Origin of the sequence: Paenibacillus sp. oral taxon 786 str. D14, from assembly GCF_000159955.1 — a bacterium.
In the GTDB taxonomy this organism is placed as follows: domain Bacteria; phylum Bacillota; class Bacilli; order Paenibacillales; family Paenibacillaceae; genus Fontibacillus; species Fontibacillus phoenicis.
In genome coordinates this window covers 241,900-260,117 of record NZ_GG695973.1, presented here as the reverse complement: position 1 = coordinate 260,117, position 18,218 = coordinate 241,900, and the positions used below count along the sequence as shown (strand labels likewise).

The following is an 18,218-nucleotide window of genomic DNA, read 5'->3' as shown; positions in this document are numbered from 1 at the left end:
TGGGGATTAGCCGGAGCTATGTGTCGCGGATTGAGAAAAGGGCGCTGATGAAGCTGTATCATGAGTTTTATAAGAAGAAATAAGGTTCATTTTGCAGGCTGCTCAGTTTAATCGCTAGCAGTCTGTTTCAAGATTATACATCTAGATACAAATAACATTCCTCGTGCATATAACTTGACGTAACACTGTTCGGTACCGCCGAGCTATGTGGCTGGAGAGAGAACAAGAGGTTATTCAGTCCAGCCGTGAAAGGTTTATCCAAAGAAGCCATTCCTTTGTCAGGAGTGGCTTTTGTTATATGCTGATGTATATTTTGCTGTCAAACAGTACTTTGTACTTTACATTACAGTGAACTGTAAACACAAGGGATTGTGCTAGATTATCGTGTGGGATCCGAATGCCACTTGATAACAGATGAATGTGATTTCGTTCCCGTAATTCGCTGGCCGTTAAAATAACAATTTAAAGGTGAAAGTGTGAGTGTTAAAGAAAAATAAAAAATTTGAAACGTTTCCAACTTGGTGTTATTATATGGTTCATAAGAGAGTCCGGGGGGGTAATATGGCAAGTATTAAAGATGTAGCTAACTTGGCTGGTGTTGCTGTGGGGACCGTTTCCCGAGTCATTAACAACTCTGGCGCTGTAAAACCTAATACACGCAGAAAAGTAGAGGAAGCTATACGAGAACTGAATTATATTCCAAATGAAGTAGCGCGAAATTTCAAAATGCAGAAATCCAAGATGGTAGCTCTATTGCTCCCAAGTATCTGGAATCCTTTCTTCTCTGAACTGGCTTATTATATTGAGGATGAGTTGGACCTCGAAGGCTTCAAGCTCATGCTGTGTAACAGCGGTGGCAAGCCTGAGAAGAGATCAAGCTGGATCGGACACCTCTGCTGCAGGACCGGCACAGACCGCAGTATCATGTCAGCCCACCCGCCCATTGGATGAATGAACCGCATGCGCCGATCTATTTTGACGGGAAATATCATTTGTTCTATCAGCATAACCCGCTAGGGCCGTTCTTTTATCATATCCATTGGGGGCATTGGGTCAGTGAGGATCTCGTACATTGGCGTGATCTTCCGGTGGCCCTGGCGCCTGAAAAGGATCAGCTTGCACCGGACGGAATCTGGTCGGGAAGTGCAACTTATGATGCGGACGGTCTGCCTGTCTTGTTCTTTACGGCAGGCAATGACAGTGCTTCGCCGAATCAGAGCGTGGCGCTTGCCCGGAGCACTTATTCCCGGGATGGCGATCCGAATTTGGTTCAATGGATCAAGCATCCGGAGCCGCTCATCGTACAGGAGAAGGGAATGGGCGCATTCGGGGATTTTCGCGATCCGTTCGTGTGGAAGGACGATGAAGGCTGGTATGCTTTAGTTGGATCAGGAATCGAAGGCGAAGGCGGGGCTGCACTCGCATTTGCGTCCAAAGATATGCTGAATTGGACTTACAAAGGGCCATTTTATCAGGCGGATATTCAGAAGTTCCCCTATCTTGGACCGATCTGGGAGCTCCCTGTCCTTCTTCCTCTTGGCACCGACAAGCAGGGTGAGAACAAGCATCTTTTACTGGTCAGCCCTGTGGGGAAGGGCGCCGATGTCGAGGTGTTCTATTGGATCGGGCGGCTGGATAAAGAACATCTTTCGTTCATTCCCGATCAGGAGGAACCGGAACTGATTGATGTCGGTGATTTCCATTTTACCGGCCCGAGCGGAATGGTGGATCCGAAAACCGGCAGAAACATCGTCTTCACGATCGCCCAAGGCGACCGGACGTCCGAACTGGAGTATCAATCAGGCTGGGCTCATAACGCAGGCTTGCCATTGAGCGTGTATTTGCGGGAGGATGGACGGCTGGGAATCGAGCCGATTCAAGAGCTGGAGTCTCTGCGTGGTGCTAAGCGGCTATCGATCCGTGACAAGTCATTGGCCGAGGCTAATGTGTTGTTAAGGGACGTTCAGGGTGACATACTTGAGATTCAAGTGGAACTGGAGCCGGTTCGTGCGTCACAACTCGGAATCAAGGTCCGTTGTACGCCGGATGGTGAAGAGGAAACTTTACTGTACTATGATTTCAATGAAGCTAGACTCTTGGTGGACCGGACGAAGACGACGCTGCATCCAGGAGAAAAATGCAAAGGGATTCAAGGCGGCAAACTGGAACTGTTAGGTGAGAATTTGAAGCTTCATATCTATTTGGATCGCTCTATGGTTGAAGCCTATGCCAACGGATTGAAAAGCCTGACGACCCGGGTCTATCCGACCCGTAGGGATGCTTTGGGGCTAGAGATCTGGGGAGATGGAGAGCTTATCGTTAAATCTATGGAAGTATGGGATATGCAGTCTATTTGGTAGAGAAGCGCTTCGGCGCTTCTTGCCGATAGGCATAGAACGTTATATGCATTCAGGAAGTTTGCACCTGCATTTTGAAAGCGTTTTATTCGAATAATGAAGGGAGCTCTTGAATGAGAAAAGTTAAGAATAAAAAGAGTTGGATTTCCAGACTGGTTATTTGGGCGATCGTGCTCCAGCTTGTTTCTCCCGGAATTTCGGCAGCAGCCAAGCAGGGGTCAAGCTTTGGGGAAGCTCTCGATTCAAAACCGGGCCTGGGATGGTCGGTTACGGATGCGGTCTATCAAGTTCAAAATCCAAGTTTCGAAACGGGGGATATGACAGGTTGGACGGTAGTCAGCGGCGAAGCGTTTGGTCCGGACAGCGTATCGAACGAAACTACGTGGTGGGCGGAGCAAATCCCTTATCACCAGGAAGGAACCTATCATTTAAACGGTTGGAAGTATAGCGAGTCCGCGACCGGCGTGCTTCGTTCCAGCACCTTCGAGCTGGGCGGAAGCGGCTGGATCAGCTTCAAGCTGGGCGGCGCAAAAAATCCTAACAAAGTATTTATAAATATCGTAGAAGCCGATACGGGGCAGGTTATTGCCAGGTATGGCAACAGCGCATTCGCCGACGTGAGTTTCCCGAATCCCGATCAGGGCATGCGGCTTGCTAACATGGAGCAATATAAGGCGGATCTTTCAGAGCATTTGGGTAAAAAGCTGTTTGTCGAGATCGTCGATAATGCCACCTCGGATTGGGGGCTGATCTTTGCGGACGCCTTCTTCATGTATCATCCATCCGAGCCGGCCGAGGGAACTGTCGCCACGGATATCAAGCCGGACTTCAAACGCTATCAAATTGAAAATCCCGGCTTTGAAACCGGAGATTTATCGGGATGGACAGTCGTTGAAGGCGAAGCTTTCGGTCCAAACAGCGTTTCAGATGAAACAACCTGGTGGGCGGAACAGATTCCGTATAACCAGGAAGGCGCCTATCACTTAAACGGCTGGAAGTATGACGAATCTGCGACCGGCGTACTTCGTTCCAGCACCTTTGAGCTTGGGGGAACCGGCTGGATTACCTTCAGACTGGGAGGAGGCAAGCATACGGATCAAGTATACGTAAACGTGATCGATGCGGATTCGGGAGACTTGATTGCCAGGTACGGAAACACCGAATTTAACGAGTCCGGCTTTCCGGATCCTGCGCAAGGCTTGAGACTCGCGAATATGGAGCAATATAAAGCCGATCTCTCCAAATATATCGGAAAGAAGCTATATATTGAGATCGTCGATAAAGGGGCTTCGGATTGGGGACTCATCTTTGCGGACGCCTTTAACACCTTCAATGAACTTGTTCCGCGAGAAGGAGTCATGGCCGATAACATCATGCCGACCGAAATGCAGAATCCAGGTTTTGAAACCGGAAATTTTGACGGTTGGACCGTTGAAGGCAATGCTTTTCAAGTAACCGATGAACCTAGGGCAGGTAAAGAAGGCAACTTTTATGCCAAATCCTCATTGGAGGGACAGGGCTCGATCACCTCTAGTATTTTCACGCTTCAGGGAACGGGAACGATTAACTTTACTATTTTAGGTGTCGATCATCCGCAGGATGCCTGCGTTGCACTATATGATGCCAACACTGACACGCTGCTCAAGAAGACCGGGAACATCCGGGCAAATGAGAGAATTTCGTGGAAAATGCAAGAACATTATAATAAGAAGCTTTACATCAAGGTAATCGATCAATCGAATCAAGCCAGCATTTCCGTGGATGCTTTTGAGACTCGCGCTGTGGGCAACATATTCTACATGAATTTTGATGAAGGCACAGGAAAGAAGGCCCTTGAGGACGTAAGCAATCTTGAGCATGATGTGCATTATGAATTTAATGATGCCAGGTATATGGCCTCTAAAGACCCTAGGTGGACTTCGCGCGGAGTAAAAGGCGGGGCGTTGCTTTTCGATGGATATTCGAATTACATTGAGATTAAGGCAGAGAATACGGTTCCGGCACGTGACGCATTAACGGTTGAAGCTTGGGTTGCCCCCCGCAGCTATGAATGGGGAGACGGAAACAAGCTGTCCACCATCATTAGCCAATCTAATCAGGATAAAGCGGAAGGCTTCGAGCTTGGCATGTACCGGCACGGCACTTGGTCGATGCAGGTCGGGATCGGCGGCCATTGGATTCAAGTGTGGGTCGAAGATCATCCACTAGAAAAATACAAATGGAATTACGTAGCTGCTACCTTCGACAAAAAGGATGGGATGATGAAGTTGTACCTGAACGGCGAGGAAGTCGCTTCCCAAGCCACCCCTGTGGACATTCCGATCACCCCATCTACGGAAAACCTGATGATCGGTAAAAATAATAAACCGGTCGAGCTGGCAGGTTTGTTCTCCTATAATATGTTCAGCGGACTTATCGACGAAGTGAAGCTGCAAAACAAAGCCCTTACCCCTCAGGAGATCCTTGCTGAATATGAAAATGTGAAAACGCTTCATGGCGGATCGGTTCCGGAAATTCCGAATGGCGATATTGACGAGGACCCGAGTGTGTTTGATGGAGATCAGCATCGTCCCCAGTACCACGCGATGCCGCCGCAAAATTGGATGAATGAAGCGCATGCACCCATTTATTATAACGGCAAATACCATTTATTTTATCAGCATAACCCGCAAGGTCCATATTGGCATCAAATCCATTGGGGACATTGGGTGAGTGACGATATGGTTCACTGGGAAAATGTGAGGCCTGCTCTGGCCCCCGAAGCGGGCACCCTGGATCCGGACGGAGTATGGTCAGGGAGCGCAACATATGATCGCAACGGTAATCCGGTACTCTTCTATACTGCCGGGAACGACTCTCTGTCGCCTAACCAAAGAACAGGATTGGCGACCCCGGCCGATTTGGCTGATCCTTATTTAGAGCACTGGGTGAAATATCCCGAACCCGTTACGGAACAGATGGGAAATGGCATTCACAATGAGTTCCGGGACCCCTTTGTATGGTACGACGAAGAGGTAGACAAGTGGTATCAGTTAGTGACGTCCGGCCTTCAAGACTACAGCAGCGGCACAGCTTTGGTGTATGTGTCCGACGATATGTACAACTGGGAGTATAAGGGGCCACTATACGTTAGTGACAGAAACCTTTATCCAGAGCTCGGTACGGTATGGGAACTACCGGTATTACTGCCGTTAGGCAGGGATAGTACAGGCAAGCAACAGCATATTTTTATGGTTAATCCCCATGAAAAACCGGAGCATGTTGCTCCATCTAACGATGTGCAAAGAGATGTTGAAGTTTTTTATTGGATTGGAACCTGGGACAGGGACAATTTTAGATTTATACCCGATCAGGAGGCACCCTCCAAATTGGATGTAGGCGACGGTTATCTGACCGCAGAGAGCGGCATGGTTACGCCTGACGGAAGAACGGTCGTTTTCTCCATGGTGCAAAACGTAAGAACACCGCAGGCGGAATATCAAGCCGGATGGGCTCATAATCTGGCGCTGCCAGTTTCCCTAAGCCTGGATAGTCATGATCAATTGCGCATTGAGCCTATTCAAGAAATGCAAAGCCTCCGGGGGGCAAAACTGGTTGATTTTGCGGATAAAAACTTGGAGGCCGCCAATCAATGGATCCAAAATGTCAAAGGCGACATGCTGGAGATTGTGATGGAAATTGATCCGGGCGAAGCCCAGAAATTCGGTCTTAAGGTGAGACGCTCCGAAAACGGCCAGGAAGAAACACTGATATACTACGACAAGACGAACGGAACCTTCAATGTGGATCGGACCAAGAGCAGCATTGATCCGGATGTGCGCGTGGATGGCATTCAAGGCGGATACGTCGATCTTGGCGGAGAACATCTGAAGCTCCATATTTTCCTCGATCGTTCGGTAGTAGAAGCCTTTGCTAATTATAAGAAGAAGCTGACAACCCGCGTTTACGTAGGCCGGTACGACTCACTCGGCTTAAAGGTTTGGGCTGACAAAGATATCACGGTCAAGTCGATGGAAGTATGGAATATGAATGCCTTGACGGGTGAACCGGCTGCTCCGGTGTATGTTCCGGATGACTGGGACAACTCGGTGTATACTGATATTACGGATCTGCCTAACCACGATTTTGCTACAGGCGATTTAACGGGCTGGCTAGCGGAAGGAGATGCCTTCCAGGATGTCCATGTGACCGATGCTAAGTTGTTCTGGGATACGATCTATTTCAATCCGTCGCAGAAAATACCAGGCGGGTATCATTTGTGGGGTTTCAATGAGGTAGCCGGTGGTGACAGCTTAACAGGAACGCTGAAATCACAAAATTTCGTTCTTGGCGGGAATGGCAAGATTAATTTCCTTATCAGTGGCGGGCGCGATATCGATAAGCTGTATGTTGCGCTGGTCAGGGCATCGGACGGCAAAGAGCTGTTTAAAGAGACAGCAACCAATTATGAGGAATATCAACGGAAGATTTGGAATGCGTCGCAATATATCGGCGAAGAGCTTTACATTAAGGTGGTTGACCAATCCACGGCCGGTTTTGGGCATATTAATGTTGATGATTTCAATGTGCCGGTTAGAGTGAAAAATCCGACCAATCCAACAGTACCGACAAAACCGATCGATCCTGCTCCATCTATTCCTGTTGAATCGGGCAGCACTGTAAGCAATGGAGTTAACCCAAGTAAACCAGCCAGTCCAAATAGCCTGTCCTTCGAAATGGCTAAGGGTGAACGGCAGGTGCTGTTCCCGGTTAAAACGGCGGCAAATGATGGTAAGAATGCTTTGAAGATTAAACATAGCGGAGCAGAGATCGAAGTTCCCGCTGAGGTACTGAAGGAATTACAAGGGCTGGTTACAAGTGAAGAACTTGAACGTGCCCAAATCTCCTTTGAAATAGACACATTATCGGCAGATCGGATGAAAGCACTGATAGAACGTGTCAAGAGCAAGAATAAAGCGGACATATCAGCTTTAGGAGAGGTCTATGACTTCAAATTATCTATCGTGAAGGGTGATGGAACGGAGCTTAAGCTTGAAAAATTCGCCAAACCCGTCACCATCAGATTGAGCGCACAGGAGAATTACCACCAAGATTTAACGGGCATTTATTACATCGCAGATGATGGCAGACTGGACTATGTGGGTGGAACCTATGTGGAGGGTAAATGGATAGCGGATGTGAGTCATTTCAGCAAGAATGCCGTCCTTACGTATGATAAATCATTTGAAGATGTGAATGCCTCCTTTTGGGCCCATGATGTTATAAAAAGGATGGCAGCGAAGCAAATTGTCTTGGGTGTGAGTGAAACTGCATTCGCACCAAAGCAAAATGTGAGCAGAGCTGAGTTCGCTTCTTTGATTGTTCGTACACTCGGAATAACAGGAACAAACTCAACTACATTCAAGGATGTAGCACCCACGAAGTGGTATGTTTCTTCTATTGCTGCAGCATATGAAGCGGGAATTGTAACCGGAAGAAGCAATGATACCTTTGCGCCGGAGGACACCATAAGTCGTGAAGAAATGGCATCTATGATTTATAAAGCATATCTGTTTCATACTGGACAGAAGGCTGCTGTTAATCGTCAAAGCAATTTCAAGGATGCCGGTACGATAAGCGGATGGGCTTCAGATGCAGTGGCTGCCTTACAGGAGCTTGGATTAGTTAACGGACGAGGCAACCAGTTATTCATGCCACATGAAACGGTGAATCGTGCGGAGGGTGCGCAAATCATCTCACTTCTGCTGGATAAAGTTAATAAATAACGGTTAAGGGAAAGCCGGGGAAGCAAGGTGATGTCCGCCTTCGCCATGCCTCCGGCTTTCTCTGATTTATACCGAGAATCATCTTACCAAAGTAGGAGTTCACACAGCATGACTGAAATGGAGTTGACCGCTGGCCTGATTGTTGCTGCTGCTGACAAGAGGCCTGGGAAGATTCTGCGGCGTTCATGTTCATATATATAACACTTGGGAGCAGCCCGAAGAGGAAGCCGGGGTCTGGTGGTATGGGATAGGAAACCGGAAAACCATTGACTGGTGTTGGGGCGAAGGAGACGAGAAGTTTTTTTGTGGATGGTGAAACCGTTCCGTCCACATTTGGAACGGGTAGCGAGGACTACATTGGTTATGCCTGGGCGGCGGCCGCCCTTTCCTATGTTCGATAGCGTATTTACTTGTCAGCCCTTTGTTGAATTAGATGCCAATGGACACACCTCGGTGAATCGTTTTCAAATTTGCGACAATGTTCCTTTCATGAATTCCTTTGAAGGCGATATAGAAAAATATAAAGGAAATACCCTTTATTCGTGAAACTAAGACCATCCTCCTGTTAGGCTCTCCAGGTGAATATAGTGAATAATTCTAATCTTCATGTTTATAGATTTTTTTCTTACGATAAAAGGAAGGATTAACTCCATCTATTTTTTTAAAGGCTTTACTAAAGGAATGAATATCCGGAAAGCCGACACTTTCGGCAATGAGCGTTAACGGGTCATTAGTGAACTGAATCATTTCCTTCGCCTTTTCTATTCTTAGTAAAAGATGATATTGGATTGGGCTCTTCCCGAATGATTGTTTGAATAATGAAATCATATAGTATTTGCTAATTCCCGAAATTTTGGAAAGTTCATCTAAGGTTACCTTACGGTCGATATTGTGGTCCAAGTAGATCCGCAACTGCTCCATTTCTCCCATATTGGTTACTAGATGTGGATTACAGTTCCAGTAATTTTCACGTAAAAGTACATTCAATAACTGCAAAAACAGTCCTTTTATATTTATTTCATAAAAGGGTAACGTCATTTGAAATTCTTTTATGATTTCAAAGATGATTCTTTCGATAACCAAGGTATTCCTTAACCGAATGTGACTGGGAATCTGAGGGGTAATTTGCTCAAGGTCGTCGTTTCGAAACCATTTCATTTCATCCGCAGTCATATCTTCAAGTTTTTTAAAGGAAACCTTCACATCCGGGCTATCCTCCTTATAGAACAAATCAAAATGTAAATGAGGTTGTCGTAATAATTCTGTTCCTAACTTTCTAATAGAGTGTCGTTGTTTTGGACGAAAAAGAAAGAGGTCCCCCGGTTCTCCGATAAAAACATCATTCTCGATGGTTACTTGTATTCTGCCTTCCTTAACGTAAAGTAACTCATAGTCAAATAAAACCCGCTCCTCTAAATACCAAGGGAATGGAATATGACTATCCATTGCTATCCGGATGTACGGCGATAAATGTTGAATGTTCATATCAGGTCTTTCCCTTCAGAGTATTTTCAAAAGCAATATATGACAAATAAATAATAATTCTACCTAAATACAAATGGATAAATGTATTATAACATATACATGTGATGAGTGAAGCGCTTCCATTGATCCGAAATTATTGATAACAAAAGCAATGCCGTCATGAAATTACAGCAGGAACAGAACATGAACGTTTGGCAACAAAATAGCCATTAGGCGGATTTCCATTTATCAAAGATGCACGCTGACAACATGAATCAAGCTGGGATCGAATGAGGGGAAATCGTGACTTATATTTTATTGAGAGGGCATCACTTCATGAATGTGAAAGGGAAATTATGGTCTGGTATTCTTGCTGGTGGTATGGTTTTGTCGAGTTTTGTCCGGTTATTCAAGATAAGCAGAGAGGAGAAAAGTATGAAAACAACACGTGTAATGATGAGTACCGTACTGTTTCTTTGTTTCTTGGTTGTGTTAGTCGGATGTGGAAGTAACTCTGCAGGTAGCTCTAATGACAAGACATTAACGTTATTAGTTGAAGGCGGTGGTCCAGCTTTTGAAGTGGCGAATAAAACCGCAGCGAAGTTTGAGGAACAGACAGGCTATAAAATCAAGATCGATTCTGTTCCTTATAGCGGGGTATACGATAAGTTGAAGGCTGAGATTGATGCGAAAAAATCGACCCACGATGTAGCGATTATTGATGTATTATGGTTTCCTTCCTTAGCGAAGGGACTGGAACCGTTAGGGAATGTGCTGACGGAAGAACAGATGAATGATTTCTTACCTCAATTAAATCAAAGCGCTACGATAAATGGTGAATTGCTAGGGATTCCGACTTGGACCAATTCTAAAATTTTGCTCTACCGAAAAGATTTGTTCGAGGACCCGAATAACCAAGCGAACTTCGAGAAGGAATTTGGCTACGCCTTGAAGGCACCAACGAGTTGGAAAGAGTATGAGGATGTTGCGAAATTCTTCACAAGGAATGGAATGTATGGCACGTCCGTCTTCGGTCAGACAGGCGGCGATGCTGTCAGCAGTTGGCTCGACCATGTTACTCAAGCGGGTGTTGATTCCTTGGTGCTGGATCGTAATGGCGAAGTGAATATCACTGAAGAGCCGTATGTGCAATCGCTCACTTTCTTGCAGAATCTAGTCAAAGAAAAAGTTGTCCCTGAGGATTATCTGTCGATTGCAAGTAGCGAAACTGCGGAGCTATTTAATAACGGGAAATTGGCGATGCAGCTTGCATGGGGACATTTTTACCTCTCCTCAGATAAAGCGTTGCCAGGGCAGGTCGGTGCTGCACCGATGATTGCGGGAGCGAAAGAAATGGGTGCGGTGCCAGGGCCATGGTATCAAGTAGTCTTGAAGGATTCCCCGAAGAAAGACATTGCGGAGCAGTATCTCAAGTTCATGTACGATCAAAATGAGCTGTATATGGAAGCGTTAGGGGTAGCAGCTCGAAAGTCAGTCTTTGAAAAGTATATTGATAATCCGCAATATGCGCATGTGAAGGCGATTGAAGCGACACTTAACGGAGCACAGACGCAGAACAGACCACAGATTGCGCAGTGGAGCCAAATTGAGAATGAAGTTCTCTCGCCGATGCTGCAAAAGGTTCTATCCGGCAGCGATCCAACCACGGAATTAACATTGGCTAAAAAGCAAATCGAAGAAATTCTAGGCAGATAGAAAAAAGGTGGTACGTTCGAACGTGCCACCTAAGAAAGGAGCCTAACAATGCACATCACCACGATAACAGAAGCGTCTCTTCCAAAAAAAAAATCTCAGAAACGAATGTCCTCGACCATTGATCGGAAAACATTGATGTTGTTTTTCTTGCCAGCAGCTATTTTTATGTTCCTGTTCTTGTTATATCCGTTATTCATGCTTGTGTTCGACAGTTTCTTTGTTACCAATGATGTTGGGGTACGAACTTTTGCGGGGGGTGATCATTACCTCCGTGCTGTAGAATCTGCTTCGTTTTGGAACTCATTTAAGAATACGGTCATTTATGTGTTGTTGGCAGTAGGCTTTGAGACAGCACTTGGCTTGACCTTGGCAGTTGTTTTTACCCATAAATATCGTGGGTTCCGCTTCTTGCGTACTTTGATTTTGTCGCCATTAATGATTGCACCACTTGTGGCCGGCTTGATCTGGAAATTCATGCTGAGCAACCAGTTCGGCATTATTAATACGTTATTGGTGAAGCTGGGGCTAATTGAATCCACCAGCAGCATACTCTGGCTGGCCGACCCTAAAATTTCTCTTCTGTCATGTATCATTGCGGATGTCTGGCTAACAACACCCTTTATGATGTTGATGTTTCTAGCGGGGATTCAAGGTGTTCCGGACAGTCTATACGAAGCGGCGGAAATCGAAGGTGCGAGTCGTTCGCAAATGATTTTCAAGATTATAATACCGAATATTAAACCGATTCTTATGAGCGCTCTGGTCGTGCGGATTATTGATGCTGCGCGTTCCTTCGATATTATATGGGTCATGACGCAAGGGGGGCCTGTCAATTCATCCGAGCTCTTGAGCGTACATATATACAAGATGCTTCAACGGTACGGTGATGTAGGGTATGCGAGTGCAATGGCCGTGATCTTCATTGTGCTGTTGGTAGGAATTACGTTGCTATCTATGCGAAAAGTAAAAGAATAGGGAGACGATTCCATTGTTTGCAGAACAACTCGGGCGAAATAGAAAAGACAATGTTTGGATCTTTATCATATACGGAGTAGCTGCATTGTTTTTGGTCCTCTTTATATTTCCGTACTTATATATATTGCTATCCTCATTTAAGCCGTCCAATGAAGTAATTTCCACGTCCCCAACCTTCTTTCCAAAGGCCTTCTCGATCGAAAATTATATCCAATTATCGCAATATACGGGGATGGGTACATTCTTTCTTAACAGTATTGTTGCGGCAACAGTGGGTACTCTTATTTGTCTGATCTTAGGATCTATGGCTTCGTATGCTATTTCCAGAACAGCAGCATCGAAATTAAGCGGGTTCTTCTTGATACTTGTCCTGTGCCTCAAGATGATTCCGATGTCCAGTATCGCGGTTCCAATTTACGCATTGATCCAAAAATTCGGTTTCTATGATTATTTGCCTGCCCTAGTCGTGGTGTATGCAGCTGTCAATATGCCATTTGTACTGTGGATGATGATTAGCTTTTTTAAAGCCATTCCAGTTGATATGGATGAGGCGGCTTCGATTGACGGAGCTTCCCCGATAGTGAGCTTTCGAAAAGTCATTCTGCCGATCACCATTCCAGGGATGATTTCAACGGGCATCTTCACCTTTTTGTTGGCGTGGAACGATTTCTTGCTAGCACTTCTACTGACGAGCAGCTCAGCAAAGACCGTGCCCGTTGCGTTGTCGGAGTTTTTGACGGCATACAACTTGGATCTGGGACCAATGACGGCGGCAGCAACTTTATTTAGTTTTCCGGTAATCGTCATCTCGTTCTTCTTACAGAAATATCTGGTATCTGGCATGTTGGCCGGGTCCGTGAAGGAATAATACAACGATGTCGGAGGGATCAGCATGGATTTGCATGAGCAAAGAATTGCAGAAGCGAATATCTATTTGAACCAGTATCGAGATAAAATCAGTCAAAGTCAATATCGCCAAAATTATCATTTCTGCACACCTGTTGGTTGGTTGAATGACCCGAATGGATTCATTCAGTATCGAGGCGAGTATCATTTATTCTATCAATTTCATCCGTACAAGCCTTATTGGGGTGCAATGTACTGGGGTCATGCCAAAAGTAAAGATTTGATTCACTGGGAGCACCTCCCTGTGGCATTGGCGCCGAGCGAAGCTTATGACGATCATGAAAAAGGCGGTTGTTTCTCAGGAACAGCGATTGAGAAAGACGGTAGATTATATATCTTCTACACCGGAACGATCCTCCAAGGGGAAAAAGTGATTCAGACCCAATGTCTTGCGATCAGTGAAGATGGGGTGAAGTTTACGAAGTATGCGGGAAATCCGATTATCGAAGCGGATTATCCGGGTGTTACGCCTGAGAATTTTCGTGATCCGAAGGTATGGAAGCATAATGGCCGGTATCATATGATTGTCGGTACGAGTATTTCGGGGAGAGGAAACGCCTTGTATTACACGTCGGATAATCTAGTGGATTGGGAACTCTCGGGCCCATTCGTTGATTATCAAGGCAATTATGGGACCATGTGGGAATGTCCGGATTTCTTTAGGATCGGAGAGAAGGCGGTCCTTCTTTTTTCACCAATGGGCCTCGGCGAGACGACAACGCTATATTTGATTGGAACCATCGATGATGCGACGGGGAAGTTTAGGATTGAATCCGAAGAAGTGATTGATTATGGGTTTGATTTTTACGCGCCGCAATCGATTTTAGACCATCAAGGTCGAAGGATTATGATGGCTTGGCAGAATGGATGGGATTGGATGCCATGGTGGAAAGATTTTGGCCCGACGTCAGAGATGGATCAGTGGTGCGGGGCGATGAGCTTGCCAAGAGAAGTGACTTTGAAGGGTTCACATTTAAGTTTCAGACCTATTCAAGAAATCTCGCAATATATGAAGAATCAGTATCTGTTTCAAGAGATTTTTGTCTGGAAAGAAGAGCGTCTGTTAACCGCAGAAATGTCGGAGAGTTTTATGCTCGAATTAGATCGAACGGATCTTCAGGGTACTTTAACGTTGACCATCAGAAATGAGCAGGGAGTCGCCGATCAGATTGTTTGCTCTCGAACGCGTGTAGAATACTTCAATGTTAACAATCCGTTTGGAAAAACAGGGAAATCGATGGTGGCTGCTGACAATGAACCGCTTCTTTTGTATTCCGATAGCTGCAGCTTGGAGATTTTTGGAGTGGAATCAGGAAAAATGTTCTCTGTAAATAACTTCATGAAAAAGGGCAAGCGAATAATTACGGTGACGAGCGATTCTCCAAATACAATAATTAGATTAAACCTTAGTGAAATACGTAATTAGTTGGTTGCAAGATGAGAAAGGGTGCTCGATCTTGGCGATTATTAGTGATGTGGCAAAGAAAGCGGGGGTTTCCATCAAAATGGTATCCGGGTATTTGAATAACAAGGATATATTTCCGCAAAGACAGGAGCGACGATCCAACAAGCTATTGATGAATTGAATTATATACCTAATCAAGTCGCACGTAATTTATTCAAAAATAAGACTTATTTGATCGGCCTCGTGATTCCGGATGTGAAACATCCTTTTTTCTCGACGATCATGGCATTTAATGAGAATAACTGAATTCCAGGAACTTGAAAATAATTTTGTGAAATACGGCGAATTCAAGTGAAAAAGAAAAAGGTTAGATTAAGATACTGCAACAAGCGTTATCGCACCTTTGAATTCGAAATAAACAGCCATCATATTCCGTGTGCTACGTACGAGCTCGCTTGGAATCAATTTGATTTATGTAGCCATATTGAGGTGGCTGATGAAATACTGACGCAGTATCCAGATATTGATGGAATCTTCTCGGTAAATCTGGTCATCATTGCGATGCTTAGACAAGCTTTGAAGCGATGCATTCGGGTTACTCAAGCATTGAGATGAGTCGGATATGATGGGACCTATGTGTCGTTAGATGACCTATCCTTCTTTTCCAAGCGTCATCCAGCCTAATGAGGAGCTGGCCAAGAAAGCCGTCGCGCTCTTGGTGGAGTTAATGGACAAGAAGGAAATCGATTAAATGATCTATGAGTTGGATGTTCATCTGACGGAAGAACAATGATGGGAGGAAGAGAAATGCTACTGGGCTCGATTGAAGCGGGCGGGACGAAATTCGTCTGCAGTGTAGGTACGTCGGAACTGGAGATTATCAAGAGAGTCAGCTTTCCCACAACGACGCCAAGCGAGACGCTAACGCTCGTGATTGATTTTTTTCAACAATATACAGAGGAATTGCAGGCGATTGGAATCGGCTCATTCGGTCCGATTGATATTCATCCGGCTTCGCCAACGTATGGCTATATAACCTCGACACCGAAGCTGGCTTGGAAGGACTTTGATTTTGTAGGGACGATAACCGAGGCATTGCATGTGCCCATCGCTTGGACAACCGATGTCAATGCGGCAGCCTATGGGGAATATGTGAAAGGGCACGGCCAAGGCTTGTCCAGTATCGTCTACTATACGATCGGAACGGGCGTCGGCGGCGGGGCCATCCAGCAGGGGCAATTCATCGAAGGATTCAGTCACCCTGAGATGGGACATATCCTCGTTCGTCAACACCCAGACGATCACTTTGAAGGGGCTTGTCCCTATCATCAGAATTGTCTGGAAGGGTTGGCGGCGGGGCCGGCGATCGAGAAGCGATTCGGTATAAAGGGCCAAGAACTGCCGGCAGATCACCTGTACTGGGAGATCGAAGCGTATTACATTGCGCAATGTGCGTACACCGCGACGCTCCAGCTTTCCCCGGAGCGGATTATTTTCGGTGGGGGCGTTATGCAGCAAGAGCACATGGTTCAGCGCGTGCGCGTGAAATTCAAGGATTTGCTGAACGATTACGTCCGAACGCCCGAGCTCTCCCAATATATCGTGACGCCGGCGTTAGAAAATAATGCAGGGACGGTCGGCTGCTTTGCCTTAGCGAGGGATCGGGTGTGGGAAGTGTAGAATGCTTGTGATGGGGGGAGCCCGCAGAGGCTGGTTAGCTTTGTTAGTCTTTGACTTCAAGACTAACTCTATGTCTAAATTGGCAGGGGGAGCTCCTGCTGCGGATTAAAGGTTGGTAATCCTCCCCTAAACTCCGACGTGCATTCGGAATATACTATGTTGTCGACAAGTAGACAGCGCTTTTCGTCTTAAATGAAAGATAATAAGAATTGAGCGAGTTCATAAAGTCTTATTAAGAATCTGAACGTCTTTCGGAAAAACTGATTTTTCTTGTCAAGTAATGATCCTTCTGAGCGAAAATAATCGGAAAAGCTGTAGGAAAAGTACGAGTTCTTAGGCTTTACTTCCAGCTATATCAGGAATAAGTAGTTTATGAACAAACACAATTAATTGATAGGAGAATTTATCTATGGCTAGTAAAAATTATTACGACGTAACAGAGTGGCCTGTCGGTAATCCGTATGAGGATATTGGTGAGGTAATTAATAGCATTATAGCAGATATTAAAAGTAGGCAAACGGACACTGATGTGAATAAAGGCGGAAAGCCGGGTGCGGTTATCTATATTCCACCGGGAGATTATCATCTTGTCAGTCAAGTAGTTATAGACATCAGTTATCTTAAAATTATGGGTTCTGGACACGGGTTTACATCTTCGAGTATTCGTTTTAATACTCCTGAGAATGAATGGCCGGATTTACATGAATTATGGCCGGGAGGAAGTCGCATACTCGTAGATATTCCCCTAGAAGTAAATGATGAGGAATATAAAGGAGCTGCATTTTATGTTGAACGAAGTGGAAATCCCCGAATAAGTTCGGTAGAGTTTTCTGATTTTTGTATTGATGGTTTGCATTTTATTGAAGATGGTTCAGGAGAAATAAATCCGGAAAACACATACATGAATGGGAAAACGGGTATTTATGTTGCGAGCGCTTGTGACTCATTTCGGATTACAGGCATGGGCTTTGTGTATTTAGAGCATGGAATTACGATCTATCATGCTGATGCACTGACTATACACGATAATTTCATTGCTGAGTGTGGTAACTGTATAGAACTACGAGGTTGGGGACAGGCTTCAAAAATAACCGATAACTTGATAGGAGCTGGTTTTAAAGGATATTCAATTTACGCTCAAAATTTTGGTGGACTTTTGATTACAGCGAATAATGTTTTTCCACGAGGTGCGAGCAGTATCTATTTTGATGGTGTGACACGTTCCAGTATCGCCAATAATAGACTTCATTCATTTTATCCGGGAATGGTAGTATTCAGGGGAAATTGTTCGGAAAACTTGGTTTCTTCAAATCACTTTTTACGTGATCATGAACCTTGGACTCCTTTTCTGGGAATGGACAATGGTTTAGATGATTCGTATGGTCTCCTCTATATCAACGGCAATAATAATTCTGTAATTGCTAATCACTTTTCTCTAGGAATTAATACTCAGAACATCAAGCCGGTAGGTGCAACACCTGTAATCATACGTATTGTTTCGGGTAATGGAAATTATATTTCTAATAATCATGTTGTTGCCACTGAGGTTCATGCCAAGGTAAGTGATTCTTGTTTCTCTGCGCAAGTAGACGCTTTGTTGACTACCGAAGCATCAGAGCCGCTTACCGTAACAACAGTATTGGTAGAACAAGAATCGCTTCAAAATACGATTCTTGATTCGGGAAGCGATGCACAGGTTGTTATGGACAAGACTGTAAATGCATTCAGAGCCACACCAACGCCAGGAGCATAAATAATATACTCAACTATTTTGTGGTAATTTTTGTTCAATAGTTTCAATTGCAAGTCGGACACTTAAATTATTTCGTTTGTCATTTAATTTTTTGGGGCGCTTCCAGCGATGGAAGTACCTCTTTTTTTATTTTTCCCATATTTGGATAAATTAATTCGAAACAAGCCAGAGTAAACCCTGATTCACTTGTTAAGAAA

General features: G+C 45.1%; 9 protein-coding genes and 2 pseudogenes. 10 read left to right on the top strand and 1 reads right to left on the bottom strand.

Features of this window, described 5'->3' with window-relative positions:
• Nucleotides 1–561: 561 nt before the first annotated feature.
• The 4 genes and pseudogenes from POTG_RS07935 to POTG_RS25335 form a co-directional block, all read left to right on the top strand.
• Nucleotides 562–894, top strand: a pseudogene (locus tag POTG_RS07935) (LacI family DNA-binding transcriptional regulator); the annotation flags it as partial.
• A pseudogene (locus POTG_RS07930) lies at nt 867–2,360 on the top strand (glycoside hydrolase family 32 protein); the annotation flags it as partial. The pseudogenes POTG_RS07935 and POTG_RS07930, both read left to right, overlap by 28 nt.
• Nucleotides 2,361–2,470: 110 nt before the next feature.
• Nucleotides 2,471–8,122, top strand: a complete 5,652-nt coding sequence (locus tag POTG_RS24725; RefSeq protein ID WP_009224306.1) for an S-layer homology domain-containing protein — start codon at nt 2,471–2,473, stop codon at nt 8,120–8,122.
• A gap of 305 nt (nt 8,123–8,427) precedes the next feature.
• The gene (locus POTG_RS25335) at nt 8,428–8,523 is read left to right on the top strand and encodes a DUF2961 domain-containing protein (protein WP_232282258.1); all 96 of its coding nucleotides are present in this window, start codon (nt 8,428–8,430) and stop codon (nt 8,521–8,523) included.
• Nucleotides 8,524–8,719: 196 nt separating this feature from the next.
• Here the strand turns inward: POTG_RS25335 and POTG_RS07920 are convergent, their stop codons facing one another.
• On the bottom strand, nt 8,720–9,607 hold the full coding sequence (locus POTG_RS07920; RefSeq protein ID WP_009224305.1) for a helix-turn-helix domain-containing protein: 888 nt from the start codon (nt 9,605–9,607) through the stop codon (nt 8,720–8,722).
• Between the two features lie 315 nt (nt 9,608–9,922).
• On the opposite strand from POTG_RS07920, the gene POTG_RS07915 reads away from it, so the two are divergent.
• The 6 genes from POTG_RS07915 (at nt 9,923) to POTG_RS07890 (ending at nt 18,021) form a co-directional block, all read left to right on the top strand.
• Complete coding sequence (locus tag POTG_RS07915) at nt 9,923–11,302, top strand: ABC transporter substrate-binding protein (protein WP_009224304.1); 1,380 nt, start codon at nt 9,923–9,925, stop codon at nt 11,300–11,302.
• 48 nt (nt 11,303–11,350) lie between these two features.
• Entirely contained in the window at nt 11,351–12,277 is a 927-nt protein-coding gene (locus POTG_RS07910; protein WP_009224303.1) for a carbohydrate ABC transporter permease, read from the top strand.
• Between the two features lie 13 nt (nt 12,278–12,290).
• Nucleotides 12,291–13,145 (top strand): carbohydrate ABC transporter permease, encoded by an 855-nt coding sequence (locus tag POTG_RS07905; RefSeq protein WP_009224302.1) that lies wholly within the window; start codon nt 12,291–12,293, stop codon nt 13,143–13,145.
• 24 nt (nt 13,146–13,169) lie between these two features.
• Nucleotides 13,170–14,609, top strand: coding sequence for a glycoside hydrolase family 32 protein (locus tag POTG_RS07900; RefSeq protein ID WP_009224301.1), 1,440 nt, complete (start codon nt 13,170–13,172; stop codon nt 14,607–14,609).
• A 786-nt stretch (nt 14,610–15,395) separates the two neighbouring features.
• Complete coding sequence (scrK, locus tag POTG_RS07895) at nt 15,396–16,268, top strand: fructokinase ScrK (RefSeq protein ID WP_009224300.1); 873 nt, start codon at nt 15,396–15,398, stop codon at nt 16,266–16,268.
• A gap of 409 nt (nt 16,269–16,677) precedes the next feature.
• The gene (locus POTG_RS07890) at nt 16,678–18,021 is read left to right on the top strand and encodes a right-handed parallel beta-helix repeat-containing protein (RefSeq protein ID WP_009224299.1); all 1,344 of its coding nucleotides are present in this window, start codon (nt 16,678–16,680) and stop codon (nt 18,019–18,021) included.
• The last annotated feature ends 197 nt before the right edge of the window (nt 18,022–18,218 follow it).

What these genes read in the sequence shown, in the direction of transcription:
- POTG_RS24725 (WP_009224306.1), top strand. Translation starts at nt 2,471, where the DNA reads ATGAGAAAAGTTAAGAATAAAAAGAGTTGGATTTCCAGACTGGTTATT.
- POTG_RS07920 (WP_009224305.1), bottom strand. Translation starts at nt 9,607, where the DNA reads ATGAACATTCAACATTTATCGCCGTACATCCGGATAGCAATGGATAGT.
- POTG_RS07915 (WP_009224304.1), top strand. Translation starts at nt 9,923, where the DNA reads ATGAATGTGAAAGGGAAATTATGGTCTGGTATTCTTGCTGGTGGTATG.
- POTG_RS07910 (WP_009224303.1), top strand. Translation starts at nt 11,351, where the DNA reads ATGCACATCACCACGATAACAGAAGCGTCTCTTCCAAAAAAAAAATCT.
- POTG_RS07900 (WP_009224301.1), top strand. Translation starts at nt 13,170, where the DNA reads ATGGATTTGCATGAGCAAAGAATTGCAGAAGCGAATATCTATTTGAAC.
- scrK (WP_009224300.1), top strand. Translation starts at nt 15,396, where the DNA reads ATGCTACTGGGCTCGATTGAAGCGGGCGGGACGAAATTCGTCTGCAGT.
- POTG_RS07890 (WP_009224299.1), top strand. Translation starts at nt 16,678, where the DNA reads ATGGCTAGTAAAAATTATTACGACGTAACAGAGTGGCCTGTCGGTAAT.